This window comes from Solwaraspora sp. WMMD1047 (assembly GCF_029626155.1).
Lineage (GTDB): Bacteria > Actinomycetota > Actinomycetes > Mycobacteriales > Micromonosporaceae > WMMD1047.
In genome coordinates this window covers 7,458,926-7,485,021 of sequence record NZ_JARUBL010000001.1, presented here as the reverse complement: position 1 = coordinate 7,485,021, position 26,096 = coordinate 7,458,926, and the positions used below count along the sequence as shown (strand labels likewise).

General features: G+C 70.2%; 19 protein-coding genes. 12 read left to right on the top strand and 7 right to left on the bottom strand.

The annotated features are described in order from the left end of the window. A complete protein-coding gene (locus O7627_RS34050; RefSeq protein ID WP_278097533.1) occupies window positions 1-2,040 on the bottom strand; it encodes an acetate--CoA ligase family protein in 2,040 nt (679 codons plus the stop codon). After that, a complete protein-coding gene (locus O7627_RS34045) occupies window positions 2,037-3,413 on the bottom strand; it encodes an aromatic ring-hydroxylating dioxygenase subunit alpha (RefSeq protein ID WP_278097532.1) in 1,377 nt (458 codons plus the stop codon). Before O7627_RS34045 ends, O7627_RS34050 begins: the two co-directional genes overlap by 4 nt. 227 nt (window positions 3,414-3,640) lie before the next feature. Here O7627_RS34045 and O7627_RS34040 point away from each other — a divergent pair, with 227 nt between their 5' ends. Beyond that, window positions 3,641-4,420: a fumarylacetoacetate hydrolase family protein gene (locus O7627_RS34040; protein WP_278097531.1), complete on the top strand. Its 780-nt coding sequence runs from the start codon at window positions 3,641-3,643 to the stop codon at window positions 4,418-4,420. 120 nt (window positions 4,421-4,540) lie between these two features. On the opposite strand, the gene O7627_RS34035 is transcribed toward O7627_RS34040, so the two are convergent. Both O7627_RS34035 and O7627_RS34030 read right to left on the bottom strand, forming a co-directional pair. After that, window positions 4,541-8,056 carry a ThuA domain-containing protein gene (locus O7627_RS34035; RefSeq protein WP_278097530.1) on the bottom strand — a complete coding sequence of 1,172 codons (3,516 nt, stop codon included), beginning with the start codon at window positions 8,054-8,056 and terminating at the stop codon, window positions 4,541-4,543. 411 nt (window positions 8,057-8,467) lie between these two features. Then, entirely contained in the window at window positions 8,468-9,712 is a 1,245-nt protein-coding gene (locus tag O7627_RS34030) for a GAF domain-containing SpoIIE family protein phosphatase (protein WP_278097529.1), read from the bottom strand. Window positions 9,713-9,872: 160 nt separating this feature from the next. Here O7627_RS34030 and O7627_RS34025 point away from each other — a divergent pair, with 160 nt between their 5' ends. The 4 genes from O7627_RS34025 to O7627_RS34010 all read left to right on the top strand — a co-directional run bounded on the left by O7627_RS34025 (window position 9,873) and on the right by O7627_RS34010 (window position 14,472). Then, window positions 9,873-10,757: an ABC transporter ATP-binding protein gene (locus O7627_RS34025; protein WP_278097528.1), complete on the top strand. Its 885-nt coding sequence runs from the start codon at window positions 9,873-9,875 to the stop codon at window positions 10,755-10,757. Window positions 10,758-10,784: 27 nt separating this feature from the next. Beyond that, window positions 10,785-11,504: an ABC transporter permease gene (locus O7627_RS34020; RefSeq protein ID WP_278097527.1), complete on the top strand. Its 720-nt coding sequence runs from the start codon at window positions 10,785-10,787 to the stop codon at window positions 11,502-11,504. Next, the gene (locus O7627_RS34015) at window positions 11,501-12,187 is read left to right on the top strand and encodes a GPP34 family phosphoprotein (RefSeq protein ID WP_278097526.1); all 687 of its coding nucleotides are present in this window, start codon (window positions 11,501-11,503) and stop codon (window positions 12,185-12,187) included. The genes O7627_RS34020 and O7627_RS34015 overlap by 4 nt, the downstream gene beginning before the upstream one ends. A gap of 500 nt (window positions 12,188-12,687) precedes the next feature. Next, the gene (locus O7627_RS34010) at window positions 12,688-14,472 is read left to right on the top strand and encodes an alpha/beta hydrolase-fold protein (RefSeq protein WP_278097525.1); all 1,785 of its coding nucleotides are present in this window, start codon (window positions 12,688-12,690) and stop codon (window positions 14,470-14,472) included. Window positions 14,473-14,531: 59 nt separating this feature from the next. Here O7627_RS34010 and O7627_RS34005 read toward each other — a convergent pair whose 3' ends face one another. After that, window positions 14,532-15,605, bottom strand: a complete 1,074-nt coding sequence (locus O7627_RS34005; RefSeq protein ID WP_278097524.1) for a glycoside hydrolase family 11 protein — start codon at window positions 15,603-15,605, stop codon at window positions 14,532-14,534. A 456-nt stretch (window positions 15,606-16,061) separates the two neighbouring features. On the opposite strand from O7627_RS34005, the gene O7627_RS34000 reads away from it, so the two are divergent. Genes O7627_RS34000 through O7627_RS33990 form a run of 3 tightly spaced genes read left to right on the top strand, consistent with a single transcriptional unit; the run spans window position 16,062 to window position 19,272 of the window. Beyond that, a complete protein-coding gene (locus tag O7627_RS34000) occupies window positions 16,062-17,366 on the top strand; it encodes an extracellular solute-binding protein (RefSeq protein WP_278097523.1) in 1,305 nt (434 codons plus the stop codon). Continuing rightward, window positions 17,363-18,247, top strand: coding sequence for a sugar ABC transporter permease (locus O7627_RS33995; RefSeq protein WP_278097522.1), 885 nt, complete (start codon window positions 17,363-17,365; stop codon window positions 18,245-18,247). Before O7627_RS34000 ends, O7627_RS33995 begins: the two co-directional genes overlap by 4 nt. Then, a complete protein-coding gene (locus O7627_RS33990) occupies window positions 18,244-19,272 on the top strand; it encodes a carbohydrate ABC transporter permease (RefSeq protein WP_278097521.1) in 1,029 nt (342 codons plus the stop codon). Before O7627_RS33995 ends, O7627_RS33990 begins: the two co-directional genes overlap by 4 nt. A 152-nt stretch (window positions 19,273-19,424) precedes the next feature. On the opposite strand, the gene O7627_RS33985 is transcribed toward O7627_RS33990, so the two are convergent. After that, entirely contained in the window at window positions 19,425-20,243 is an 819-nt protein-coding gene (locus O7627_RS33985; RefSeq protein ID WP_278097520.1) for a deiodinase-like protein, read from the bottom strand. A gap of 73 nt (window positions 20,244-20,316) precedes the next feature. Then, window positions 20,317-20,910 carry a TetR/AcrR family transcriptional regulator gene (locus O7627_RS33980; RefSeq protein WP_278097519.1) on the bottom strand — a complete coding sequence of 198 codons (594 nt, stop codon included), beginning with the start codon at window positions 20,908-20,910 and terminating at the stop codon, window positions 20,317-20,319. 295 nt (window positions 20,911-21,205) lie between these two features. Here O7627_RS33980 and kdpF point away from each other — a divergent pair, with 295 nt between their 5' ends. The 4 genes from kdpF to O7627_RS33960 are packed head-to-tail and all read left to right on the top strand — an operon-like array spanning window position 21,206 to window position 26,011. Then, on the top strand, window positions 21,206-21,295 hold the full coding sequence (gene kdpF, locus O7627_RS33975; RefSeq protein ID WP_278097518.1) for a K(+)-transporting ATPase subunit F: 90 nt from the start codon (window positions 21,206-21,208) through the stop codon (window positions 21,293-21,295). Then, the gene (kdpA, locus tag O7627_RS33970) at window positions 21,295-22,950 is read left to right on the top strand and encodes a potassium-transporting ATPase subunit KdpA (protein WP_278097517.1); all 1,656 of its coding nucleotides are present in this window, start codon (window positions 21,295-21,297) and stop codon (window positions 22,948-22,950) included. Before kdpF ends, kdpA begins: the two co-directional genes overlap by 1 nt. A 5-nt stretch (window positions 22,951-22,955) precedes the next feature. Continuing rightward, window positions 22,956-25,130, top strand: a complete 2,175-nt coding sequence (gene kdpB, locus O7627_RS33965; RefSeq protein WP_278097516.1) for a potassium-transporting ATPase subunit KdpB — start codon at window positions 22,956-22,958, stop codon at window positions 25,128-25,130. Beyond that, window positions 25,130-26,011 carry a potassium-transporting ATPase subunit C gene (locus O7627_RS33960; protein ID WP_278097515.1) on the top strand — a complete coding sequence of 294 codons (882 nt, stop codon included), beginning with the start codon at window positions 25,130-25,132 and terminating at the stop codon, window positions 26,009-26,011. The genes kdpB and O7627_RS33960 overlap by 1 nt, the downstream gene beginning before the upstream one ends. Window positions 26,012-26,096 lie beyond the last annotated feature (85 nt).

Sequence of the window (26,096 nt, the reverse complement as noted above, 5' to 3'; positions counted from 1 at the left end):
CTACCCTTCGGTGGACGGGGCAAGGTGGGGAATCAGCAGGACGTCGACGACGCGGGGACCGTCCGTGGTGAGGATCACGGGGTTGCACTCGACCACTTCGTAGTCCCGGAGCGCGCCGTCGACGAAGGCGGCGCACAGTCGTTGCACGATGTCGACCAGGCCGGCGGCGGCGTCGCCGACGGCCCGGCCCAGTCCGCTGCCGGTGACGGCGGCGGCAAGCTCGGTGGGAGTGGTTGGCAGGGCGAGGGTCACCGCGGGCGCCGACAGTTCGGCGGCCCACCCACCCACGCCGAGGTTGACGGTGGGTCCGGCGACCTCGTCCCGGACCAGGCCGACGAGGATCTCGGGGCCGGCGACCATCTGCTGGACCAGGAACCGGGCCGGCTGGCCGTCGACCGCCAGCCCCGCCGCCCGGACCGCGGCGTCGATGTCGGCGCAGGCGGTCCGGATCTCCGCCGGCGTACGCAATCCGACCCGTACCCCGCCGACCCGGCCCTTGTGGGGGATGTCGGCGGCGGTCTTGACGACGACCGGCGGGGTGAGGGCGCCGGCCTGGGCCAGCGCCTCCTCGACGCCGCTCGCGATCCCACCCGGCACCACGTCGATGCCGGCGGCGGTCAGTGCGGCCCGGCCGGCCGCCTCGCCGATGACCGCGCCGGCCGGGTCCGCGGCCGGCGCCGCGGCCCGGCTGGCCGGATAGAGCCGGGCCAGGGCGGCGACCGTGGTCTCCAGGTCGGCGGCGGTCCGTACGCCGGTGCGGCGCCGGAAGTCGTCGAGCCAGTCGGTCGGCGCCTGCTGGAACACCGAGGCCAGCACGACCGGGGTGCCGGTGGCGGCGGTGGCCGCCGCGAGCCCCTCCATCCCGGCCCGGTGCCAGCGGCGTCCGTCGGAGGCGTCCGGCCAGGCGATCGTGTACGCCTCCAGCACGGCACCCACCCCCGGGTCGGCGCAGACCGCCTGGTAGATCGCGCCGCGGGTGGCGGGCGCCCCACCGACCAGGTCCAGCGGGTTGCCGAGGTGAGCGGTCGGCGGGAGCAGTTCGCGCAGCCGGGCCAGGGTGTCGGCGGCCGGCCGGGCCAGTGCCAGCCCGTGCTGTTCGGCCAGGTCGCCGGCGAGCGCGGCGGCGCCGCCGGAGCCGGCCAGCAGGAACACCGCCTGATCGGGGGCGGCCGGCGTCCGGGGGGTCAACGCCGCGAGGCGGGCCATCAGGTCGATCGAGTTGACGACGGTGGCGCCGGCCCGTTCGAGCCAGGCCCGGACGAGCCGTCCCGCGCCGACGACGGCGCCGGTGTGGGATCGGGCCACCTCGCGGGCCGCGGTGGAGGCGCCGAGCTTGAGCACGATGACGTGCCGGCCACCGGCCCGGGCCTCGCCGATCGCCGCGGCCAGCCGGTCCGGCTCGGCGACGCCCTCGACGAGCAGGCAGAGCACCCGGGTGGTGGGGCGGGCCGCCACCGACGCGACCGCGCGGGCCAGGTCGAACGCGGCGCCGTTGCCGATGGAGTAGCAGCGGTCGACGCCCAGTCCGTCCCGGTGCAGGGCCTCCAGCACCCCGGAAAGAAGCGCGCCGCTCTGGCTGATGACCGAGACGTCACCGGCGGTCAGGCCGGCCGGGACCGGCTGGGCGATGGCGCAGAGCCGCTCGTCGTAGTGGGCGAAGCCGGAGCAGTTGGGGCCGAGCAGGAGCGCTCCGGCCTCGGCGCAGATGGCGCGCAGCCGCTCCTCGCGCCGCGCCCCCTCCGCGTGGCCGGTCTCCCGGAAGCCGTTCGAGATGACCAGGACGGTCCGGGCGCCGGCGGTCAGCAGGTCCCGGGTCGCCTGTTCCACCAGCTCGGCCCGCAGCGCCACCGCGCCGATCGCGACCCGGCCCGGCAGGTCGGCCACCGAGGGATAGCAGGGCACCCCGGACGCCTCGGCCAGCCGGGGATGGACCGCCCACACCGGCCCCGGCCAACCCTGCGCCCGGACGTTGTTCAGCAGCCAGTGCGACCACGGGGTGCGGTCCGAGGCCCCCAGCAGGGCGAAGCCGTCGCCGGTCATGGCTGGTCCGGTCCGCCGCGTGGCCCGCCCGCCCCACCCTGCTCGGCGAGCCCGGCCCCGCGCTCGCGGGCCACCCGTTCCGCCGCCCGGTCGTAGGCGGCCAGCTCCGACCACGGCTTGCCGGCGAGCAGGTCGGCCCAGCGGCGGTAGAACGAGCGGGCGGCCTCCTCGGCGAAGACGTGGTTGGTCCGGCCCGGGTAGCGCTCCTGGTAGGCGGCGTGCCCGAGCCCCATCTGCATGTTGAAGGTGTTCCGGCGGGCCATCCAGCCCCGGAGGATCTTCTGGATCTCGACCAGGTTGTCGCCGTCGTCCTGCTCGACCAGCCCGCCCGGGCTGAAGGTGCGCAGCGCGTTGACCCGGAAGGCGTCGCGCGCCTTCGGGTCGAGTCCCTTGGGAATGCAGACCCAGGCCCAGACCTCGATCTGGCCGGGTCCGCGCGGGTGCCAGACCCGCATGGTGCGCGAGGAGTGCAGGAACGAGAAGTTGGGGAAGACGGTGTTGTGCCCCTGCACGTGGGTGGCCCGGGTCTCGCCCAGCCGCCGCCGGGCCTCGTCCACCCAGCCGGAGCGCAGTTCGTCGACCAGGCCGCCGCTGGGCACCCGTCCCGACTCGAAGAAGCCGGTGCCGTGTCCCTGCGGGGCGCTGAACTGGCGGCCCGACCCGCGCTGGGCCCGGTACTCCTCAAGCGTCTGGCCGCGCTCGGCGGCCAGCGCCATCGTCGCCGACGCGTGGGTGTAGTCGGCGTGGTAGATGTCGGAGGCGAACTGTTCGGAGGGGAACTTCCAGTTGCAGTCGATGACCCAGCGGTGCGAGCCGCCGATGACCTCGGTGCCGGCGTCCCAGCGGTCGATCCAGGAGTCGAGATACCAGCTCATGTCGCCCAGGTAGTCGACGAGGTCCGGGGCGCTCTCGTCCCAGGTGCCGAAGATGAGGCCCTTGTAGGTGGCCAGCCGCGGCACCGCCGCCGGCCCCCAGGCCGGCCGGTCCAGCTCGTTGCGGTAGCCGTCCTCCTCCCGCGGCACGTTCACCAGGTTGCCGGCGAGGTCGTAGGACCAGCCGTGGTACGAGCAGGTGAACGCCCGGGTGTTGCCCTCGTCGGCCCGGCAGATGCGCATGCCGCGGTGCCGGCACTGGTTCATGAACGCGCGTACCGAGCGGTCGCGCTGGCGGACCACCAGGACCGGGTCCTCACCCATGTAGGTCTGGATGAAGTCGCCCGGCTTCTCGATCATCGAATCGTGCGCCAGGAAGAGCCAGCAGCGTCCGAAGATCCGTTCCAGTTCGAGCTGGTAGACGTCCTCGTCGGCGTAGATCCGAGGACTGAGGATTCCGCGTTCGTCGTCGACCAGGTCGGCGATGTTCAGCTCGCGCATGACGGCTCCTCGTGCTCCTCGTTGCTCCTCGTGCGGTGGGCGGTGAGCCGCGCCGGGAGCCGGGATGTCCCGTCGTGGCGCCGTGAGCCAGAAGGCAACCGCACGAGGTGGCCGCAGGGGAGGGCCCCGTGCTGCCCAACGGCACGTTGACGTGATCGCGGCGATCGGCCGGCCGTAGCGTGACCGCACCTGGCCGCCGACCGGCCGGAACAGCAGGAAGGTGTCCGATGACCTCCGTCGCCGACGATGTCGCGGCCGCGCTGACCGAGGCGGCCCGGAGCCGCCGCCCGGTTCCGCCGCCCGCCCGGACCTGGCCGGCCCTCACCCTCGCCGACGCGTACGCCGCTCAGCTGGCCACCGTCGGGCACCGGCTCGCCGCCGGTGCGACCGTCCGGGGCCGGAAGATCGGCCTCACCTCCGACGCGATGCAGCGCCTGCTCGGTATCGACACCCCGGATTTCGGACACCTGCTGTCCGACATGCAGATAACGGATGGCGCGTCGGTGCCGATCGACCGGTTCATCGCGCCCCGGGCGGAGATCGAGGTCGCCTTCCTGATGGGCGGGCCGCTGCGCGGACCGGGGGTCACCGCGGCGGAGGTCCGGGCGGCGACGACGGAGGTCCGGGCGGCGATCGAGATCATCGACAGTCGGGTCGAGGACTGGCGGATCGGGCTGCTCGACACCGTCGCCGACAACGCGTCCAGCGGCGCCTACGTCGTCGCCGGCAGCGGCCGTACCCTCGACGCCGTCGACCTGCCGGCGATCGCCGGCGAGATGCGGATCAACGGTTCGGTCGTCGCCACCGGCCGGGGCGCCGCCGTGCTCGGTGACCCGGTGCAGGCGGTGGTCTGGCTGGTCGAGGCGCTGGCGCAGTTCGGGGAGGGACTGCGGCCGGGCGAGGTGGTGCTCTCGGGGGCCTGCACCACGGCGCTTCCGGTCAGCGCCGGTGATGTGGTCGAGGCGTCCTTCGACGGGCTGGGGACGGCGACGGTCCGATTCGCCTGAGCCCGCTCCGCGCAATTCACCTGAGCCTGCTCCGCGGAATTCACCTGAGCCTGCCGGTGGAAAAAGGAGCTGCGCGACACCGGATCAGGTGTCGCGCAGCTCCATGGTGCGGCGGTTGGATCAGGTGGCCGTACAGCTGAGCGACGAGACGCTGTTCGCTCCGGTGCCCGAGCCGATGAAGCCGAACGCCGTACTGGCGCTGGCCCCCAGTGATCCGTTGTAGGAGACGTTGCGGGCGGTCACGTTGCTGCCGCTCGAGGTGACCGTCGCGTTCCAGGACTGGTTGATGGTCTGCCCGCTACTCATCGTCCAGGTGACCGTCCAGCCGCTGATCGCGGTGGAGCCGGCGGTCACCCGTACCTCGCCCTGGAATCCGCCCGACCACTGGCTGGTCACCGAGTAGGCGGCGGTGCAGGACCGGCCGGCCGGAGTGGTGGGCGGCGGAGTCGTGGGCGGCGGCGTGGTGGGCGGAGGGGTAGTGGGCGGTGGGGTCGTGGGTGGGGGAGTCGTGGGTGGCGGCGTGGTGGGCGGGGGCGTCGTCGGCGGCGGAGTGCCGCCGACGAAGGTGAAGGCGTCAACGTCGAACAGGTAGCCCGAACCTCCCGTGAAGACCAGGAAAAGGTTCTGCGTGCCGGTCGGCGCGGTGAGCGTTCCGGTGACGTTGGTCCAGGTCTCCCAGTTGCCCGTCGGGGAGACGGAGACCGAGCCGACGACGGGACCCGTTGCCGAGCCGGTGCGCAGGGTGAGGGTGCCACCGGAACCGGCCGAGGCGACCCGGGCGGAGAACGAGGTGGCTCCGCTGAGGTTGTACGGGGTGAAGGAGATCCAGTCCCCGTTCTCGATGAACCCGACCGCGGTACCGCCGTTGGCGGACGGCTTCTCCACGATCTCGGTGCCCTGCTGGCCGCTGTAGTGCTCGGCCTGCCGGGTCCTGGGCTGCATCACCGCCTGCGACGAGGTCACCGGGATGGTCGCGCCGGCCGGCAGGTACTCGGCGACCATGACGCCGAAGATGTTCGCGTTGGCGTCGTGCTCACCGTCCACCGTGGTCTGCAGGGTGCCCGAGCAGCCGGTGGCGCTGGAGATGCCGTGGCCGTGGCTGTCGTGGCCGAGGATGTAGTTGATCTTCACCCGGCTGCAGTCGATCGTCGACGCGTTCGGGTCGGTGACCGTCACCTGGAACGGGATGGCGTCCCCGAAGTTGAACAACCTGCCGTTGAGCGGCTGGTTGAGGGTGACCGTCGGTCGGCCCACCCCGATCACCACGCTCGCGGTGGAGCTCCGGCCGGTGCTGTCCCGCACCGTCAGCGTCGCGGTGAAGTCGCCGTTGCTGGTGTACGTGAACGACGGATTGGCCGCGGTCGAGTCGGTGCTGCCGTTTGTGGTGAAGTCCCACGCGTACGTGATGGGGTCACCGTCGGGGTCGCTGGTGCCGGCCGAGCTGAACTGCACGGTCAGCGGCGCGTTCCCGCTGGTGGGGTTGGCGGCCGCGATCGCGATCGGTGCCCGGCCACCACCGGAGCTGTACTCGATCCGGTGCACCGCCGAGCTCGCGTCGCCGCTCCCCCAGCCGGTGCCGTAGTCGAGAATGTAGAGCGCGCCGTCCGGCCCGAACTCCATGTCCATCACCTGGGTGCCGGTGTAGGCCGGGAACGACTCGATCGTCCCCACCCCGCCGGAGCCGGTCACCGTGGCCGTCTTGACCCACCGCCGACCGAACTCGCCCAGGAACACCCGGCCGTTCATCGACGCCGGGAACTTCACGTCCGAGGCGAGCGAGGCGTCGTAGTTGTAGACCACGGCGTCCATCGGCGACAGGCTGCCGCAGCAGAGCGCCGGCGGGTTCTGCTCGCCGCCGTACGGCAACCAGGCCCGTTGCGAAGGGGGCAACTGGGTGATGCCGGAGTTGTTCGGCGAGTTGTTCACCGGCCCACCGGAGCAGTTGAACGGGGCACCGGAGGGGCCGGACGGGAAGGTGAAGTCGATGTACGGCGTGTTGTAGTTCGAGCAGTACGGCCAGCCGTAGAAGCCGGGCTGGGCCACCCGTTCGAACGCCACGTTCGCCGCCGGGCCACGGTTGGGGTTGCTGGTGCCCGCGTCCGGTCCGTAGTCGCCGAGGTAGACGACCCCGGTCGCCTTGTCGACGGACATCTTGAACGGGTTGCGGAAGCCCATCGCGTAGATCTCCGGCTTGGTCCTGGCGGTGCCGGGCGGGAACATGTTGCCGGCCGGGATGGTGTAGCCACCGCTGGCGCTGGGCCGGATCCGCAGCACCTTGCCCCGCAGGTCGTTGCTGTTGCCGGCGGTGCGCTGGGCGTCGTACGCCGGGTTGCGGTTGGACCGCTCGTCGATCGGCGTGTAGCCGCTGGAGTCGAACGGGTTGGTGTCGTCGCCGGTCGACAGGTAGAGGTTGCCGGCGGCGTCGAAGTCGATGTCGCCACCGACGTGACAGCACATGCCCCGGCTGGTCGGCACCTCCAGCACCGTCACCTCCGAGGACCGGTTCAGGGTGAAGTCGGCGTTCACCGTGAAGCGGGAGAGTCGGTTGTGACCGTTGAACGGCGCGAACTGCGCGGCCGATCCGGTGGCCGGCGCGTCGCCGCCCGGTGTCGACAGGGGCGGCGAGTAGTACACGTAGACCCATCGGTTGGTGGCGAAGTTCGGGTCCGCCTCGATGCTCTGCAGCCCTTCCTCGTCGTGGGTGTAGACCGGGATGGTCAGCGCCACCTTCGTGTTGCCGGCCGCGTCCGTGTACCGGATCGTGCCCTCGCGGGAGGTGTGCAGTACGCCGCGGTTCGGCAGCACGGTCATCCCCATCGGCTCACCGACCTCGGCCACCCCCTTGGCCAGGGTGCTCATGTGGTAGCCGGCGGGCTGCTGCGGACCGGTGGAGCAGTTCCCGGTCCCCTGCGCGGCGTACCGGATGCCGCCGAGCAGGTGGCTGCGGAAGTTGGCGTCGCTGAAGCTCTCGTTCGTGTGGCCCATGCCCGTGTACCAGGAGCGGCCACCGTCGTAGCCCTTGCACCAGACGATCGGGTGGTCGCCGCCCATCGAACCGCCGGTGTAGGTGCTCTCGTCCACGGTGGCCAGCACCTTCGCCTGCGACCGCGGGTTGGTCCGGAAGTTGTACCACTCGTCGTACCGGGTCCACGCCGTCGGCAGGCCGGCCGTCGACGGGTGCGCGCTGTCCTCGATCCGCACCGTCGCGTTCTGGTTCGCCGGGTGGCTGGCGAAGTACGCCCCGACCAGGTTGCCGTACCACGCCCAGTCGTACTCCGTGTCGGACGCCGCGTGGATGCCGGCGTACCCGCCGCCACCCCGGACGAACGACTCGAACGCCGACTGCTGGCTGGCGTTGAGCACATCCCCGGTGGTCGACAGCCAGATGACCGCCTGGAAGCGGGACAGGTTGGACGTGGTGAACTGGCCGGCGTCCTCGGTCGCCACCACCGTGAAGTTGTTCTGCGAGCCGAGCTGCTGGATCGCGGCGATGCCCGCCGGGATCGAGTCGTGCCGGAACCCGGCGGTCTTGCTGAAAACCAGGACACTGAAGCTCGCCTGGGCCTGGGCCGGCGCCACGGTGAAACCGACCGCGGCCAACGTCATGACGAGGCAGAAGGCCAATCTTCGGAACATGATCGGAGGGTCTCGCTTTCTGTCGTACGGCTTTGCGGACAGGCGTGCGCCGAAGTCGCCTCGGGAGAGTCCACTGGAGTAGCTGCCCTGGCTACCCACACGCGAGCCCGCGCGCGCAGGGCAGACCCGCCGGTCGCGCGTGCTCAACCTTCGCCGGCACGGACACGGTGCCAGCCCGGATACCGCGTCGCCATCGAAGGCCGTCGCTGCGAGGGTACGGTAATGGTCAAATGAATGTCAATGGATGCGTTGCGGCCCTGGGCTGCAAACATTTCCATGGCCGACGGGCTGGCGCGATTGAGCGTGGGTGTCGCGGGGCGCGTCCACCCGGGCCGTGCCGGCGTCATTGATCTGATGAATCATGCCCTGCGGCCATGATCCAGCTTCGCGATGATTGTCCGGAGTGGGGCTCTACTCGTCGGCGCCGATCGGCGCGCACCCCGACGCCTGCGCCTCCGCGGGCCGGCGGCGGACCATCAGCAGCGCGATGTCGTCGGACGGCACGCCGTCGGCGAGGCCGGTCATCACCGTGGCGCAGAGCGCGTCGGCCGGAGCGACCGCGACGGTCGTCCGGAGCCGTTCCAGCCCGGTGTCGATGGACTCGGTCCGGCGCTCGACCAGCCCGTCGGTGTAGCAGATCAGCACGGCGCCGGGCGGGAAGTCGATGACGGTGCCACGGCGCGGTCGACTGCTGCGCAGCCCCAACGGTTCGTCCACCGGCAGCCCGAGCAGTTCGGTGGGGTGCGCCGGCCGGGTGAGCACGGGGGGCGGGTGGCCCGCCAGCGAAAGGTGGATGCGGCTCCGGTCCGGCGGCAGCATCGCGTAGAGCGCGGTGGCGAGGTGCCCGCCCTCGAAATGGCGGATCTTCCGGTCGAGCCTGGTGAGGACGTTGGCCGGATCGTCATCCTCCAACGCGTACGCCCGCAGAGCGCTACGCAGCCGACCCATCACCACCGCCGCGCGGAGGCCGTGGCCGGTCACGTCGCCGATCACCACGCCGAGCCAGCCGGACGGGAGGCCGAACACGTCGTACCAGTCGCCGCCGACCCCGGTGTTGTGCCCCGGCAGGTACCGGGCGGCCAGGTCGATGCCGGCGACCTCGGGAAGCTGCGCGGGCAGCAGGCTGCGTTGCAGCGCCAGCGCGGCGGCCCGGTCCACCCGGTTCGCCATCGCCAGGGTCGCCTGGGCGGCGCGGTCCGCGGCAAGCTGCAGGAGATGGACGTCGTCGGCGGTGAACCGGCGGGACCGGCGACTGCCCACCTGCAGCACCCCCACCACATCCGCACCCGCGAGCATCGGGACGCCGAGCAGGGACCGTGGGTGCGGGGCACGGCTCAGTTCAGGTAGCTCCCCGCGCTCGACATGTTCGACCAGGACCGGCCGCCGGTCGCTGACGACCCGGCCGAGGTAGCCGCGTCCGGCCGGGATCGGGATTCCGCCCGGTCCGCACTCCCGACCCGACACGGCCGTCTCCACGAGCTGGTGAGCATGCCGGTCCAGGTGCAACACGGTCGCGCCGTCGACATCCAGAATCCGCCGCAGCCGGCCCAACAACTCCGTGAGCAGCTGGTCAGCGTCCATCTGAGACAGGCTGGCATCGACCACAGCCTCGACCCGCCGCAGCCGCTCACCGACGTTCAGCCCGCTCGCGGTCATCAATCGAGGTTAACCCCCTTTGCCCGCCGAAGCAGCGATCACGCCTACCCCGGACGGATACCGGCATTAGTCGTACGGGCCATGCCAGTGACACCACGTCACACCCGGTTGTGACACCGCGCCACTGACCGGGCGGGGGGATCCGCGCTGTGCTGGGTACATGCCCACCACACCTGTCATCGAAGTTGATCGGTTGAACCTCACCTACGGCGACTTCCACGCCGTGCGGGACCTCTCCTTCCAGGTCCGGTCCGGGGAGCTGTACGCGCTGCTGGGCACCAACGGGGCCGGGAAGACCTCGACGCTGGAGGTCGTCGAGGGACACCGCGCGCCGACCTCCGGCAGCGTCCGGGTCCTCGGGCACCGCCCGGACGAGCGGCGCGAGGTCCGTCCCCGGATGGGCGTGATGCTGCAGGAGAGCGGTTTCTCCCCGGACCTCACCGTACGGGAGTCCGTCGGCCTGGTCGGCCGGCTGACCCGGCGGACCGATGACGTGGACCGGGTGCTCGACCTGGTCGACCTCACCGACCGGGCCGGCCGGAAGGTGTCGCAGCTGTCCGGCGGCGAGAAGCGGCGGCTGGACTTCGCCACCGCCGTCTACGGCAGCCCGGAGCTGATCTTCCTGGATGAGCCGACCACCGGTCTGGACATCCAGTCCCGTGATGCCCTGTGGGCGACGGTGGATCGGCTCCGCGAGAACGGCAGCACCATCGTGCTCACCACGCACTACCTGGAGGAGGCGCAGCAGCGCGCCGACCGGATCGGACTGATGCACCAGGGCACGCTGCACCGGGAGGGCACCGTCTCGGAACTGACCCGCATCCTGCCGGCCGTCATCCGCTTCTTTCTCCCGGCCGCGTCCGCGCCGGTGCTGCCGCTGCCGGCCGTCATCGACGGTGACGGTAAGGCCGTGGTCGAGACCTTCGAGCTGCAGAAGGACCTGCACCTGCTGCTGGGGTGGGCGCAGGACCACGCGGTGGAGCTGCGGGACCTGCAGGCCGGACCGACCCGGCTCGACGACGTCTTCCGCGCCATCGGCAGGTGATCCACCCCCTCTGACAGGAGTGTCGTCATGTTTCCCATCGCGTTCAGCGAGCTGATCCAGATCTTCCGTAACCGGCTGGTGCTGATCACCAGCCTCATCATCCCGGTGGTGGTCTGCGCGTACTTCGTCCGCCAGCACGAGACCTTCGCCGCGATCGGCAGCCTCGGCTACATCGCCGCGGTCGTGCTGTTCACCGTGACCGCCTTCGGGCTGTACGCCACCGCCGTGACCACCCTGGCCTCCCGGCGGCAGAACCTCTTCCTCAAGCGGCTGCGGTCCACCGCCGCCGGGGACGCCAGCATCCTCGCCGGGTTGCTGCTGCCCGTCACCGGACTCGCCCTGATCCAGGTCACCGCGATCCTGACCGTCCTGGCGCTGGTCGCCGCCGAGCCGGCCAACCTCGTGCTGCTGGTGGTGGCGGTGCTCGCGACCCTGGCCATGATGATCGCCCTGGCCCTGGCCACCGCGGGGCTGACGAACTCCCCCGAACACGCCCAGGTCACCACCCTGCCGGTCACCCTCGGCGTGATCGCCGTGGCCAGCTGGGTAGGCATCACCGGCGCCGGTGACCTCACCTGGCTCAAGCGGCTGCTACCCGGCGGCGCGGCCACCGAACTGACCATGAACGCCTGGAACGGCGGCGTCGCCGTGACCGATTCGATCCTCCTGCTCGCGCCCACCCTGGGCTGGGTGGTCGTCTCGGTAGCCCTCGCCACCCGACTCTTCCGCTGGGAGCCCCGCCGATGACCGCCTCGCCACCGGTGCAGCCACCCGCCCCGACCCTGCCGGAAGACCTCCTGCTGCTGCTGTTCCAGCCCCGGTCCGGCACCATCGCGGGGGAGAACACGCTCTACTACGTGCTCGCGGGAGCCGTGCTCGCCGACCTCGCTCTCGATGGCCGGCTGACCACGACGGACCGGGGCCGGCTCAGCAGCGTCGCGGGCCGGGCACCGGTGGACGACATCCTGCGCCCGGCGTGGGACTACCTCTCCGACAAGCCCCGGGGGGCGCAGACGACGCTCGCGGCGATCGGACCCGCCCTGCGCGAGCCGGTACTGGAGCGGCTCGTCGGGCGCGGCGACCTCCACCGGGAGCCCCGCAGGTTGTTCGGGCTGATCCGGACGACAGCCCTGCGGGAGGGTGCCAACGGACGCCGGGTGCGGCTCCTGGCGGACGTTCGGCGGGTCCTCGTCGACGGCGTCGAACCGCAGGCCCGGATCGCCGCCCTCGCCGCACTGCTCTCGGCCAGCGGAACCCTTCCGCAGTTTCACCGGGAAATTCCGTGGAAGTCGGCCGTGATCACCCGGGCCAAGCGCCTCGAACAGGGCGATTGGGGCGCCAGCGCGGCGGCGGAAGCCATCACCCGCACCGTGACGGCCACCGTCGTCAACAGCACCGTCGTGGCCATCACCGTGCTCCCGCGCAGCTAGCGCGCGAGGACCCGGGCGTACTCCGTGACCTGGGGAATCCGGCAACTCGGCGGTCCGGGCACCCTTGACACCGAATGAGGCAGCCAGCCACACTAGCTCTGCTAATTCGATTTAGCCGCTCGGTAACGCGAAGGGCGCCGATACCGGCCACAACCGGGCAAGTCAACCCGGGTGGCCAGGTCGGCGGCGCTTCCTGTCCTGTCACCACACCGCGACCCGTCCCGCTGGCCTTCCCCGGCCTTCTCCCGCCCCGCTCCGAGCGGCACCGTCCGGCCATCTCCGATGGTCAACGCTGGCCCGACCGACGGAGAAGACCCAGTCCAAACGTCCTCATAGGACTGTGAAACCACCGGGACGACAAGACCACAGAGGAGAAAGGTCAGATGAGTAAGGCGACCGGAAGACGCCGACTCAGGTCGACGATCTCGTTGCTCGCGTCCATGTCACTCGGATTAGGCGTCGTCGTCTCCGCGCCAGCCGCCGTAGCAGGCGGACCCCGGGTGGCGGAAGGCGCGAACGTCAAGGCGGATCGCAGGTCACCCACCGGATACACCGTCACATTCGTCTACCGCAACCCCAACGCCACCCAGGTCCGCCTCGCCGGGGATCTGACCCTGCTCGACCTCGCCACCGGCAACGGCACCCGGTACCAGCCGGAGGAGTGGCAGCCGGGCCGGTACCACTCCGGCGGTACCGAATTCCTCCGGGACATGACAAGGGATTCGAAGGGCTACTGGTCGGTCTCACTGCCGCTGCACGCCGGCGGCATCAGCTACTGGTACCGGGTCTGGGACCCGACCCAGGGCTGGGAGAACAAGCGCATCTGGGACCCCGCCTCGACCAAGCCCCGACCACCTGGCGAGTCCTCGTTCCGGGTCCGGAACAACGACGTGCTCGACGCCGTCTACGTGCCGTACGCCAGGCAGCAGAACGATCCGGTGCTGAAGGCCCGCGCGGAGTACGAGTTGCCGGTGGCCGACCGCTCGAAGCGGGGCACCGTCAGCTACCTCCCCTACACCACGATCCTCGGCGACAGCGGCCACTACCTCGGCGTCTACCTGCCGGCCAACTACGATGCCGAGCGTGCGGAACCGTACAAGGTCGCGTATCTCGCCCACGGCATCTTCGGCGACGAGACCGACTTCATGGTGCCGGCGAACGTCCCGAACATTCTCGACAACATGACGGCGAAGGGCGAGATCGAGCCCACCGTCGTGGTCACCATGGGGAACCACTTCACGGGGACCAGCCTCGGCTTCGGCTCCTACAACCAGACCAACGCCGCCAACAACCTGGTCCAGACGATCCTTCCCCTGATCGAGGGGAACTACAACGTCTCGACCGAGCGGACCGGCCGGGCCTACGCCGGGTTCTCCTACGGCGGGATGACGGGCGCGCACGTCATCCGGGGCTACCCGACCACGTTCGGGTTCTACGGACACTTCTCCGGTAACCCGTCCCTCACCGCCCAGGACTACGACAACGTCGCGGCCGCGGTCGGCGACGACGACCTCTTCGTCTTCCTCGGCAACGGCGTCTTTGAGGGCAGCCTCGCCGCCCAGAACGCCATCGCGGACAATTTCCGGTCCCGCGGCTACGCCGCCGCGACGACCCAGGTCCCCGGCGCGCACGACGGGATGACGGCGAGCCAGCTGTTCACGATCTTTGCCCGGGACCACCTGTGGTCGGGCGTCGACACCGTGACGGTGACGCCGGCGACCGTGAAACTCACCACGGGCTGGAACTGGTCCAGGCAGTTCACCGCCCGGGTGACGACGAACGAGGGGGTCGACCCGGCGGTCACCTGGTCGGTCGAGGGAGCGGCCTCGGCCCAGACCTCGATCTCCGCGGACGGTCTGCTCTCGGTGGGCGCCGACGAGACCGCCTCGTCGCTCACCGTCGTGGCGGCCTCGGTGGCCGACCCGGCCAAGGCGAGTTCGGCCCGGGTGACCCTGCGGCCACCGGGCCGGGCCGGCGTCATGATCAAGGCGAAGGCCGCGCCGGCGTCGGTCGTCAGCGGCGGCACGTTCCGGCTGCACGTCGACGTGCGGGCCCGGCACCGGCACCAGCCGCACCACGGGTCCCCGCGGGTGACCGGCGAGATCGCCGTGACCTTCGGCGGCAGCACGCAGGTGGTTGCGTTGACCGGCGGCCCGGTCGTCGTGAAACTCCCGACCACCGGCCTGTCGGCGGGGGTGTACCCGGTCCACGTCGCCTACTCCGGTGACCCGACCTACGCTCCCACCGAGGGGGTCCACCAGCGGCTCCGGGTCCGTGGCCGCTAGCCCATCCGGATACGACGGGCCGGGTCTGGGACCTCCCAGACCCGGCCCGACGCGGTGGGTCAGCTGCCGCAGGCGGCGCCGTTCAGGGCGAACCCGGTCGGCGCGGCGGTGTTGCCGGAATGGCTGCCCTGGTAGCCGATGGTCGTCGAACCACCAGGTGCGATGGATCCGTTGTAGCTGACGTTGGTAGCGGTCACCTGCCCGCTGGTCGGTGAATAGTTGGCGCTCCAGCCACCGGTGATGGTCTGCCCGGATCCGAGGGTGAACCGCAACGACCATCCGTTGATGGCGGTCGTACCCGTGTTGGTGATGGTCAGGTTGTTGACCATGCCGTTGTTCCAGGCGTTGAGTGAGCTGGTCACCCGGCAGCCGCCGGTGCCGCCCGGTGGTGGCGTGGTGGACGGTGGTGGCGTGGTGGGCGGCGGCGGGGTGGTGCCCGGCGGCGTGGTCGTCGGCGGGGCGGTGGGTCCGACCGGTCCCTCGCTCACCGTGATGTCGGAGCTGCCGTTGCTCTGGTAACCCTCGGTCGCCATGATCTGGTAGTAGTGGGTGCCGAGGTTGAGGCCGAACCGGGCCCACGCGTCGAAGTGGTTGGCGGTGGTGATGGTGCCGCCGCTGCGCTTCTGCTGCCGGACGCTCCAGTACTGGTAGAACGTGGCCGTGCCGTCGATGGAGGGTTGGTTGACCCGCTGGGTGCGGTAGATGTCGTAGGTGCTGCCGTCGGTGGTGACCGAGCCCAGCCGGCTGGCGCCCGTGCTCGGGTTGTAGGTGCCGAAGTTCTCCACGACGTAGTACTCGATGAGCGGGTTCCGGGTCCAGCCGTACAGCGCCAGGTAGGTGTTGCCCTGCGGGACGTACGTGCCGGAGTAGTTGATGGTGCGGCGGGAGCCGGGGTTCCAGCCCTTGCCGACGACGGTGTTGTTGATGCCGCTCCACTGGAAGGAGTACCGGCCGCCCTCCCGCAAGGTCATGGTGGCGGAGCCACCGTTGTCCTTCCAGAAGGAGAAGAAGAAGCCGTTGTGGGTGCCTTCGAGATTCGAGGTGATGGTCCGGTCTGGCTCGGCGTGCGCGGCGGTGGCCAGGGTCAGCGACGTCGCGACCAGCACGACGGCGCTCACCCCGCCGACGAGCATTCTCAGCCGGCTACGCCTGCGGCGCGTCCTGGGGACGGGAGAAGCGTTCACGGGAGTGGTCCTTACTTCGATGTATATCGATACCTGGAGTATCGATCGACCCTCGTCGGGTTGTCAACGACTCCAATCCGCCGGTCGACGTCGCGATCCGGTTGAAAAGATTCAATGTTACGTACACCGTCTCTTTGGTTTCCGATCGAAGTCCGCGCGGTTGGGTACCGGTCATCCGGTCGTCCGATCGCCGTTCCCGCCACGACCTGTCAAGATCGCCGCTGACCTGAGTTTTCCCAGCCCGCAGCAGGTGTCTTTGGCCCCGAACCGCCGCCACCACTTCTCCCGAAAGCTGATCGGACATGCTGGCCTGACCGACATGGGTCACAGGTTCGCTTTCGCACCATCACGGTTGGACTAAGCCTCCCCTGAACCCAACGTGACGAAGGGACTGCTCCCGTTCTCATGGACCTTCCCAGCACCGACCGGCGAGCCTTTCTCGCTGCCCTGCTCAGCGCCGCCCTTGTCGTCACCGCCGGCTGCGGCACCGCCGGCCCCGGCGCCGGCCGAGACGGCATCATCCGGGTCTGGGCCCTCCAGGATCCGCAGAACGAACCCGTGATCCGCAGCGGCATCGACGACTTCAACGCCGGCTCGTCGATCGAGGCCGAGCTGCTGACCTACGTGAACGACAACTACAAGCAGAAGCTGCAGATCTCGATGGGCTCGCCGAACGCCCCGGACGTCTTCTTCAACTGGGGCGGCGGCAACCTCGCCCAGTTCGTGGACGCCGGGGAGGTCGTCGACCTCTCCGAGGCGATGCGCGGCAACCCGGAGGTCGCGAACGCCTTCCTGCCCAGCGTCATCGACGTGGGCAAGGTGAACGGCCGGCAGTACGGACTGCCGATGAACGGCATCCAGCCGGTCGTGCTGTTCCACAACAAGAAGGTCTTCGCCGACGCCGGACTGCAGCCGCCGGAGACCTACGACGACCTGCTCCGCCTGATCGACGAGTTCAAAGCCCGGGACATCACCCCCATCGCCCTGCCCGGACTGCAGGGCTGGACCGAGCTGATGTATCTGGAGTACCTGCTCGACCGGATCGGCGGCCCGGACAAGTTCGCCGTGATCGCCGAGGGGATACCCGGCGGCTGGCGCGACCCGGCCATGCTGGAGGCCCTGCGGATGTGCCAGGAGCTGGCTGAACGCGGCGCCTTCGGCAACAACTTCGCGACCATCAACTACGACAACACCGGCGCGTCGAAGATCTTCGCCACCGGCAAGGCCGCGATGTTCCTGATGGGCAGCTGGGAGTACGGCAACCAGCTCAGCAACAATCCGGACTTCGTCGCCGCCGGGCACCTCGGCTGGTCGCCCTTCCCCTCCATCGCCAACGGCGCGGGCGACCCACGCAACGTGGTCGGGAACCCGAGCAACTACTTCTCGGTCTCCGCCAAGTCGGTCTACCGGGCCGAAGCGGTCGACTTCCTGGTCCGCACGCTCGCCTCGAAGCCGTACGTGACCGACCTGGTCGAAGCCGGCCAGGTGCCGGCGGTTCGCGACGTCGAGGACCAGCTCTCCAGCAGCCAGAACGCCGAGTTCGCGATCTTCACGTACGAACTGGTCGGCGCGGCACCCGCCTTCACCCAGTCCTGGGACCAGGCGCTGACCCCCTCGGTCAGTGCCGAACTCCTCACCAACCTGCAGAAGCTGTTCCTCTCCGACATCACTCCCGAGGAGTTCGTCTCGGCGATGGAGAAGGCGAAGTGAAGCGCTCGCAGCGGCCCGGCTTCATCTGGGCCGCTCCGGCGACCATCTTCTTCGTCGGCTTCGGCATCCTGCCCATCCTGATCGTGCTCTACCTGAGCATGACCGAGTGGAACGGGCTCGGCGAACCGACCTGGGCCGGGCTGGAGAACTGGCGGGCACTCCCGCAGGACGTCGACGCCCTCAACGGGGTGAAGGTCACCTTCCTGCTCACCCTGCTGTGCTGGCTCTTCCAGGCCCCGGTGGCGCTGCTGCTCGGCGTCTGGACCGCCGGTCGGCAGCGGGGCCGGGCGCTGCTCGCGACGATCTTCTTCCTGCCGCTGCTGCTCTCCACCACCGCCATCGCGCTGATCTGGTCCTCGCTGCTCGACCCGAACTTCGGGCCGATCGCCAGCCTGGGCGACTGGTGGGGAGCGTTGGACACCAACATCCTCGGCTCGCCCGACCTGGCGCTGTACGCGGTCGCGTTCGTGATCGCCTGGCAGTTCATCCCGTTCCACGCCCTGCTGTACCAGGCGGCGGCCCGGCAGATCCCGCGCAGCATGTACGAATCCGCCGAGCTGGCCGGCGCCAGCACCATCCGGCAGTTCCTCGCCATCACGCTGCCGCAACTGCGCAACACGGCCATCGCCTCCTCGGTCCTCATCGTGGTGGGCTCGCTCACCTACTTCGAGTCGATCCTGCTGCTCACCAACGGCGGACCGGGTACGGCCACCCGGGTGCTGCCGCTGCACATGTACGTCAAGGGCTTCGTCGGCTTCGACATGGGCTTCGCCAGCACGCTGGCCGTCCTGCTGGTCGCGGTCGGCACGGTGCTCTCCGTGGTGATCGTCTGGTCGACCGGCTACCACCGGATGACGAGTGACCGGGAGGGATTCCTGTGACCGACCGCCAACTGTCGGCCCGACACCAGTACCCCGTCACCGCCAGCCGATCCGCCACCAGCCGTTCCGACGTCAGCCGATCCACCGCCGGGCGGGCCTCCGTCATCGGTGACTTCCGCACCGGGCCGTACCTGCGCGGCCAGGTGGCCCGGCACGGCCGGCACCATCACCCCAGTGGCCGGTCGGGTGACCAGTTCGAGGACGGTCTGCACCGCGGCCGGACCTGGCTGGCGAACATCGGGGCCACCCTCTGGCTGATCGTGGTCGCGGTGCCGATCTACTTCATCGCCATCACCAGCCTGCGCACCTCGGAGGCGTACGTGACCGAGGGGGCGCTGCGTCTGCCCTCGGCGCTCACCTTCGAGAACTACCGGCAGTTGATCGATCTCGGCTTCGGGCGGTTCCTGCTGAACAGCGCCATCGTCACGGTGGCCACCGTCGCCGGGGTGCTGCTGCTCGCCGTGCCCGCGGCGTACAGCATCGTCCGCAGCCGCAGCCGGTCGGTGCGGCTGGCCTTCGCGGTCTTCCTGTTCGGGCTCGCCATCCCGGCCCAGGCGGTGATCATCCCGATCTACCTGATCATCACGCGGCTGCACCTGTACGACGCGCTGACCGCGATCATCCTGCCGACGGTGGCGTTCTCGCTGCCGATGGCGATCATCGTGCTCACCAGCCACCTGCGGGACATCTCGAAGGACCACTACGAAGCGATGATCATGGACGGTGCGGACACCGTCTCCGTCTTCTTCAAGCTGGTGCTCCCGTCGGCCCGGCCGGCGCTTGTCACCGTGGGCATCTTCAGCGGACTGAACGCCTGGAACGGCTTCATTTTCCCGCTGGTGCTGACCCAGAGCGAGGACCAGCGGGTGGTGCCGCTCGGCCTGTGGGCGTTCCAGAGCCAGTACGGCACCGACGTACCCGGCCTCTTCGCGGCCGTGCTGATCTCCACGGTGCCGGTGCTCGCCCTCTACCTGTTCGGGCGGCGGCAACTGTTGCGGGGCCTCTCGGCGGCGTACAGCCGCTGACCCGGCCCCTACTCCCGGTCGCTGTGGCAGGAAGAGGCCGGGGTGGCCGTGCGGGGCCAGTTCCGCGACCTCGATCGCCCCGACCAGTTCGGGTGGCTGCGCGGATTTCCCAGCACGCCGTGCTCCCGGATACTGGTCCGGCACCGCCGCGGTCACCGGCTCGGGAGCAGCATCAGGAGGGTGACCGCTGCTCCGGCGGCCAGTGCGAGGAGGCCCGCGGCGGCGGGTCCACGAAGGTCCGCCGGGAGCCGGCCGAACAGCCGGGACAGCCGCCCGAGCGCCGCGAGGGGTGGCGCGGCGAGCCACACGTCGCGCTCGACCCGTCGGCCGGCAAACCGCACGACGCCCGGCAGGTGGCCGACGGCGCGCATGAGCGGCCCGAGCATGGCGCGACTGCGGCCGCGAGCCGGGACCCGCCCGGCGGCGACCTCGGTCAGCGCGGTGTGCAGGGCGGTCTTGTCGTTGGCCCAGTGAGCGCGGAAGCGGATGGTCCCGGCCGGGTCGATCAGGTACGCCGAGTTCGGTTTCGGGCTCATCGCCCGGTGCAGCCGCCCGTCGATGTCATCGACGGCTACCTCGAAGCGAAAAGCGTGATGCTCACGAAGGTGTACGGCGTGCCGGTGCTTCTCGGCGAACGTGGCCGGCTGACCGAACACGTCACCGGGATGCGCCTCACGCGTGTTGACAAGCACGAACCGGACCCGGTCGCCGAACTCGGTGTGCAGACGTCGCAGCACCGGCCCGGAGCTCTCGGTGACCGGGCACGTCCGCGAGCCGAACACCAGCAGCACGGGCAGTGGCCCGAGGTCGGTGTCGCGGAACCGGCCGCCGTCGACGGTGGCGAGGTCGAAGGCCGGCACCCGGTCACCCGGCCCGGGCGCGTCCCGGCCGAACGTCATGTCGTCGATGAGCAGCGCCGTGCCGAACCGGTCGAACCGGTACCGCGCGCCCGCGTCCAGTGTTGATGCCATCAGTTTCCTTCCTGAGTTGACTGTTCGGTCAAGTTCGGGGATACGAAAGAGTGCCGGCCGCGCTGCCGGTGGATCAGTCCGCGGCGCCGAGCAGTAGTCGGAAGTCCCGCTTGGCGTCCAGGATGAGTCTGGGGTCGTCGTACGCCTTGGCCAGCAACGCGAGCCCTTGCAGGTGGGCGAGGAGCCGCCGCGCGGCCGAGGTCGAATCGACCGCCGCGCCGAGTTCCCCCTGCCCCTTGGCTTCGCTGATCGCGTCGGCGAAATACCGCTCCCACGCGTGCAGGACCCGCTCCGTCCGGGTGGGTGACTCGTCACCGTGACCGGCCAGTTCGACGACGAGCCCGCCCAGCGGGCAGCCCGGGGTGGCGCCAGTCAGTTCCCGCATCGCGGCCAGCCGGTGCACGAACATGTCGACGAATCTGTCCATCCGGGCCAGCGGTGCCACGTCGTCGCCGAACGCCTCGTCGAGCATCTCCCGCATGAGCGCCCAGTTGCAGTCCAGCACCGCCGCCCCGAGCGCCTCCTTCGACGGGAAGAAGTGGTACAGGCTGCCCTTGTGCACCCCGGCCGCCTGGCACACGGCCTCGGTGCTGACCTCGGCCAGCGACGCCGCGTGGACGAGGTCCCGCGCCGCCGCGACGATCCGCTGCCGGGTGTCACGCGCCATCTCCGCCGCCTCCGTTGTTGACCGTACGGTCAACAAGCTTGCCCCGGTTTGACTGAGCGGTCAAGTGCGCGCCGTGAAAGGGGCGTTAAAAAGCGCCTGATCGCCGTGATGGTCGCGTTATGACCCCTGTCATCGCGGGACCGGTGGCGTTGTGATTGGCCCGGCGCGGCCGGTAGGCGTCCGCGACGAACGAGTCCGGTACATGAGGAGTCAGCGTGTCTGACGTGGTGTTCGTGGTGTTGACGGTGGCGCTGTTCGCGGCGCTCGCCCTCGTGGTGAGGGGTGTGGAGAAGCTGTGAGCGCGGTCAACGCGATCGGTGTGGTGCTGGCGGCCGGCCTGGCCGTGTTCCTGGTGGTCGCCCTGCTGTTCCCGGAGCGGTTCTGATGACGGTCACGACAGCCGGTGTGCTGTTCATCCTCTCACTCGCGGTGGCCCTGGTCGCCGTCCACAAACCGTTCGGCGACCTCATGTACCGCGTGGTCTCCGGCGGGCGGCAGTCCCGCGTCGAGCGGGGCATCTACCGCCTGGTCGGGGTCGACCCGGCCGCCGGGCAGTCCTGGGGCGTGTACGCCCGCAGCGTGCTCGCCTTCTCCGCCGTCTCCATCCTGTTCCTGTACGGGTTCATGCGACTGCAGAACCACCTGTGGCTGTCGCTCGGGTTCGACCCGGTGATCACCCACGGTGCGTGGAACACGGCGGTGTCGTTCGTGACCAACACGAACTGGCAGTGGTACTCGGGTGAGTCGACGATGGGGCACCTGGTGCAGATGGCCGGGCTGGCGGTGCAGAACTTCGTCTCCGCCGCCGTCGGTGTCGCCGTCGCGGTGGCACTGGTGCGCGGTTTCACCCGCAGCCGCACCGGTGACCTGGGCAACTTCTGGGTCGACCTGACCCGGATCACGCTGCGGATCCTGCTGCCGATCTCGGTGCTCGGCGCGATCGTGCTGATGATCGGCGGCGCGGTGCAGAACCTGTCGACGGGCACCGAGATCACCACGCTGACCGGGGGGTCCCAGACGATCACCGGAGGTCCGGTGGCCAGCCAGGAGGCGATCAAGGACCTTGGTACGAACGGCGGCGGCTTCTACAACGTCAACAGCGCCCACCCGTTCGAGAACCCGACGGCGTGGACGAACTGGGTGGAGATCTTCCTGCTCCTGGTGATCCCGTTCAGCCTGCCCCGGGTCTTCGGCCGGATGGTCGGACAGGTCCGGCAGGGCTACGCGATCGCCGCGGTCATGGCGGTCCTGGCGATCGCCAGCATCGCCGTGACGAACGTGTTCGAGCTGGCCGGGGACGGCACCGTGCCGCAGGCGGTCGGTGCCGCGCTGGAGGGCAAGGAGGTCCGGTTCGACGTGTCGAACTCGGCCATGTTCGCGTCGTCGACCACGCTGACCTCCACCGGTTCGGTGGACTCGTTCCACGACTCGTACACCGCGCTCGGCGGTGGAATGTTGCTGGTGAACATGATGCTCGGCGAGGTGGCGCCCGGTGGTGTCGGTGCCGGCCTCTACGGCATGCTGGTGCTGGCCGTCATCACCGTGTTCGTCGCCGGCCTGATGGTCGGCCGGACCCCGGAGTACGTCGGCAAGAAGATCGGCTCGCGCGAGATCAAGTTCGCGTCGCTGTACTTCCTGATCACGCCGGCCCTGGTGCTGGTCGGCTCGGCGGCGGCGTTCGCCACCGGCAACGACGCCACCGCGCTCAACGTCGGGCCGCACGCGATGTCCGAGGTGCTCTACGCCTTCACGTCGGCGAGCAACAACAACGGCTCCGCGTTCGCCGGCATCACGGTGAGCACGCCGTGGTGGAACACCGCGCTGGGCCTGTGCATGCTGCTCGGCCGGTTCCTGCCGATCATCTTCGTGCTGGCCCTGGCCGGCTCGCTGGCCCGCCAGCAACCCATCCCCGCCTCCGAGGGCACCCTGCCGACCCACCGCCCGCTCTTCGTCGGGATGGTCGTCGGCGTCACGGTGATCCTGGTCGCGCTGACCTTCCTGCCCGCGCTCGCGCTCGGCCCGCTGGCTGAGGGGCTGTGACCATCATGAGAGAGAAGGACATGACCACCTCCACGCCGGCCACCAAGGGCGACCGGGTCGGCGGCGGCCTGCTCGACCCGAAGCAAACGATCAGGTCGCTCCCCGACGCCCTGCGCAAGCTCGACCCGCGCACCCTGTGGCGCAACCCGGTGATGCTGATCGTCGAGATCGGCGCGGTCTTCACCACCGTGCTCGCGCTGATCAACCCGTCCGTCTTCGCGATCGCCATCGTCGTCTGGCTCTGGCTGACCGTGCTCTTCGCCAACCTGGCCGAGGCGGTCGCCGAGGGCCGGGGCAAGGCGCAGGCCGCCGCGCTGCGCAAGGCGAAGACGGACACCGTCGCCACCCGCCTGCGCGGCTGGACGCCCGGTGCGCGGGCCAACGGCTACCGGGAGGAGGCCGTCCCGGCTCCCGAACTCAGGCAGGGCGACATCGTCCTGGTGGAGGCCGGCGGCACCATCCCCGGCGACGGTGACGTGGTCGAGGGCATCGCCAGCGTCGACGAGTCGGCCATCACCGGCGAGTCCGCTCCGGTGATCCGGGAGTCCGGCGGCGACCGGAGCGCGGTGACCGGCGGCACGAAGGTCCTCTCCGACCGGATCATCGTCAAGATCACGCAGAAACCGGGCGAGAGCTTCATCGACCGGATGATCAACCTGGTCGAAGGTGCCAACCGGCAGAAGACCCCGAACGAAATCGCGCTGAACATCCTGCTCGCCGCGCTCACGATCATCTTCCTGCTGGCCGTCGTCACCCTCCAGCCCCTCGCGATCTTCTCGAAGGGCTTCCAGGGGGCCGCGCCCGACACGCAGGCCATCACCGATGCGGGCGTCAGCGGGATCGTCCTGGTATCCCTGCTGGTCTGCCTGATCCCCACCACGATCGGGGCGCTGCTGTCCGCGATCGGCATCGCCGGCATGGACCGTCTCGTGCAGCGCAACGTCCTCGCGATGAGCGGCCGGGCGGTGGAGGCCGCCGGCGACGTCAACACGCTGCTGCTTGACAAGACCGGCACCATCACCCTGGGCAACCGGCAGGCCGCCGAGTTCGTCCCGGTCGAGGGAGCGGACGCGGCCACCGTCGCCGACGCCGCGCAGCTGTCCAGCCTCGCTGACGAGACCCCCGAGGGCCGCTCGGTCGTCGTGCTCGCCAAGAACGAGTACGGCCTGCGCGAGCGCGAGCCGGGCCTGATCCCGCACGCCACGTTCGTGCCGTTCACCGCGCAGACCAGAATGAGCGGCGTCGACCTGACGCCGGCGGCCACCGGCGCCGCCGGACCGACTCGGCGGATCCGCAAGGGCGCCGCCGCCGCGGTGATGAAGTGGGTACGCGACAACGGCGGCCACCCCACCGCGCAGGTCGGCCAGATCGTCGACGAGATCAGCGGCATCGGCGGAACCCCCCTCGTCGTCGCCGAGCACGTCGACGGTGAGCCGGCCCGGGCGCTGGGCGTCATCCACCTCAAGGACATCGTCAAGGCGGGCATGAAGGAACGGTTCGACGAGATGCGCGCGATGGGCATCCGGACCGTGATGATCACCGGCGACAACCCGCGCACGGCGAAGGCCATCGCCGACGAGGCCGGGGTGGACGACTTCCTCGCCGAGGCGACCCCGGAGGACAAGCTCGCCCTGATCCGCAAGGAGCAGGACGGCGGCCGGCTGGTCGCCATGACCGGCGACGGCACCAACGACGCTCCGGCGCTGGCCCAGGCCGACGTCGGCGTGGCGATGAACACCGGCACGTCGGCCGCGAAGGAGGCCGGCAACATGGTCGACCTCGACTCCGACCCGACCAAGCTGATCGAGATCGTGGAGATCGGCAAGCAACTGCTGATCACGCGCGGCGCGCTGACCACCTTCTCGATCTCGAACGACATCGCGAAGTACTTCGCGATCATTCCGGCCATGTTCGCCGGTATCTATCCGAGTCTGGACGCGCTCAACGTCATGCGGTTGGCCAGTCCGGAGTCGGCGATCCTGTCGGCGGTCATCTTCAACGCGCTCGTCATCGTCGCGCTGATCCCGCTCGCCCTGCGTGGTGTCCGCTACCGGCCCGCCGCCGCGTCGCAGCTGCTCGGCCGCAACCTGCTGGTCTACGGCCTCGGCGGCATCGTCGTGCCGTTCCTCGGCATCAAGCTCATCGACCTGCTCATCCAATTCGTCCCAGGGATCTCGTGATGCGCCTACCCACCTGGCTCGCCCAACACCTGGCGGCCCTGCGCGCGCTGCTCGTCTTCACCGTGCTGCTCGGGCTCGCCTACCCACTGGCCCTGGTCGCCGTCGGCCGGCTTCCCGGCCTCGACGGCAGGGCCGACGGGTCGCTCGTGACCGCTGGCGGAGAGACCGTCGGCAGCAGCCTGATCGGCCAGTCGTTCACCGACACCGACGGCAACCCCGTCCCGCGCTACTTCCAGTCCCGCCCGTCCGCCGCCGGCGACGGCTACGATCCCACCTCCACCAGCGCCAGCAACCTCGGCCCGGAGGACATCGTCGACACCATCGCCACCAACCTCGACGACACCACCCTGAGCCTGCTCACCCAGGTCTGCGCCCGCAGCAGGGCCGTCGGCGAACTCAACGGCGTCGACGGAAGCCGCCCCTACTGCACCACCGACGGCGTCGGCGCGGTGCTGGCCGTGTTCCGCCGCGACGGGCTCACCGGCCAGGCCACCCGGGTCGTCAGCGTCAACCAGACGGCACCCGACACCCCCTTCCTCACCGAGTACGAGGGCATGCCGGTCGAGCTCGCCACACCCGGCGAGGACTACCGCGCCGCCGGAGCGACGATCGTCCCCATCCGGGGCGACGCACCCGCCGAACCCGCGGTACCCGCCGACGCGGTCACCGCCAGCGGCAGCGGACTCGACCCACACATCTCCCCGGCGTACGCGGAACTCCAGGTGCGGCGAGTGGCGCGCGAGCGAGGCGCGGACCCGGCGGCGGTCCGGCGCCTCGTCGAGGAGCACACCACCGGCCGGACGCTCGGCTTCATGGGCTCGCCGGGCGTGAACGTGCTGGCGCTCAACCTGACACTCGACCGGGAATTCCCCGCCCGTTGAACCACCGAACCGGGCCGAGCGCCGCAGCGGTGGTCCGTGCCCGGACCCAATCGCCCGTCGCACGACGGCGACCGCGCCAGCGGGG

Coding starts and splice junctions, on each gene's coding strand:
- O7627_RS33985 (WP_278097520.1), bottom strand. CDS start 20,243: ATGGCATCAACACTGGACGCGGGCGCGCGGTACCGGTTCGACCGGTTC.
- O7627_RS33980 (WP_278097519.1), bottom strand. CDS start 20,910: ATGGCGCGTGACACCCGGCAGCGGATCGTCGCGGCGGCGCGGGACCTC.
- O7627_RS34040 (WP_278097531.1), top strand. CDS start 3,641: ATGACCTCCGTCGCCGACGATGTCGCGGCCGCGCTGACCGAGGCGGCC.
- O7627_RS34005 (WP_278097524.1), bottom strand. CDS start 15,605: ATGCTCGTCGGCGGGGTGAGCGCCGTCGTGCTGGTCGCGACGTCGCTG.
- O7627_RS34030 (WP_278097529.1), bottom strand. CDS start 9,712: ATGACCGCGAGCGGGCTGAACGTCGGTGAGCGGCTGCGGCGGGTCGAG.
- O7627_RS34000 (WP_278097523.1), top strand. CDS start 16,062: ATGGACCTTCCCAGCACCGACCGGCGAGCCTTTCTCGCTGCCCTGCTC.
- O7627_RS34015 (WP_278097526.1), top strand. CDS start 11,501: ATGACCGCCTCGCCACCGGTGCAGCCACCCGCCCCGACCCTGCCGGAA.
- O7627_RS33960 (WP_278097515.1), top strand. CDS start 25,130: ATGCGCCTACCCACCTGGCTCGCCCAACACCTGGCGGCCCTGCGCGCG.
- kdpA (WP_278097517.1), top strand. CDS start 21,295: ATGACGGTCACGACAGCCGGTGTGCTGTTCATCCTCTCACTCGCGGTG.
- O7627_RS34025 (WP_278097528.1), top strand. CDS start 9,873: ATGCCCACCACACCTGTCATCGAAGTTGATCGGTTGAACCTCACCTAC.
- O7627_RS34045 (WP_278097532.1), bottom strand. CDS start 3,413: ATGCGCGAGCTGAACATCGCCGACCTGGTCGACGACGAACGCGGAATC.
- O7627_RS34020 (WP_278097527.1), top strand. CDS start 10,785: ATGTTTCCCATCGCGTTCAGCGAGCTGATCCAGATCTTCCGTAACCGG.
- O7627_RS34050 (WP_278097533.1), bottom strand. CDS start 2,040: ATGACCGGCGACGGCTTCGCCCTGCTGGGGGCCTCGGACCGCACCCCG.
- O7627_RS34035 (WP_278097530.1), bottom strand. CDS start 8,056: ATGTTCCGAAGATTGGCCTTCTGCCTCGTCATGACGTTGGCCGCGGTC.
- kdpB (WP_278097516.1), top strand. CDS start 22,956: ATGAGAGAGAAGGACATGACCACCTCCACGCCGGCCACCAAGGGCGAC.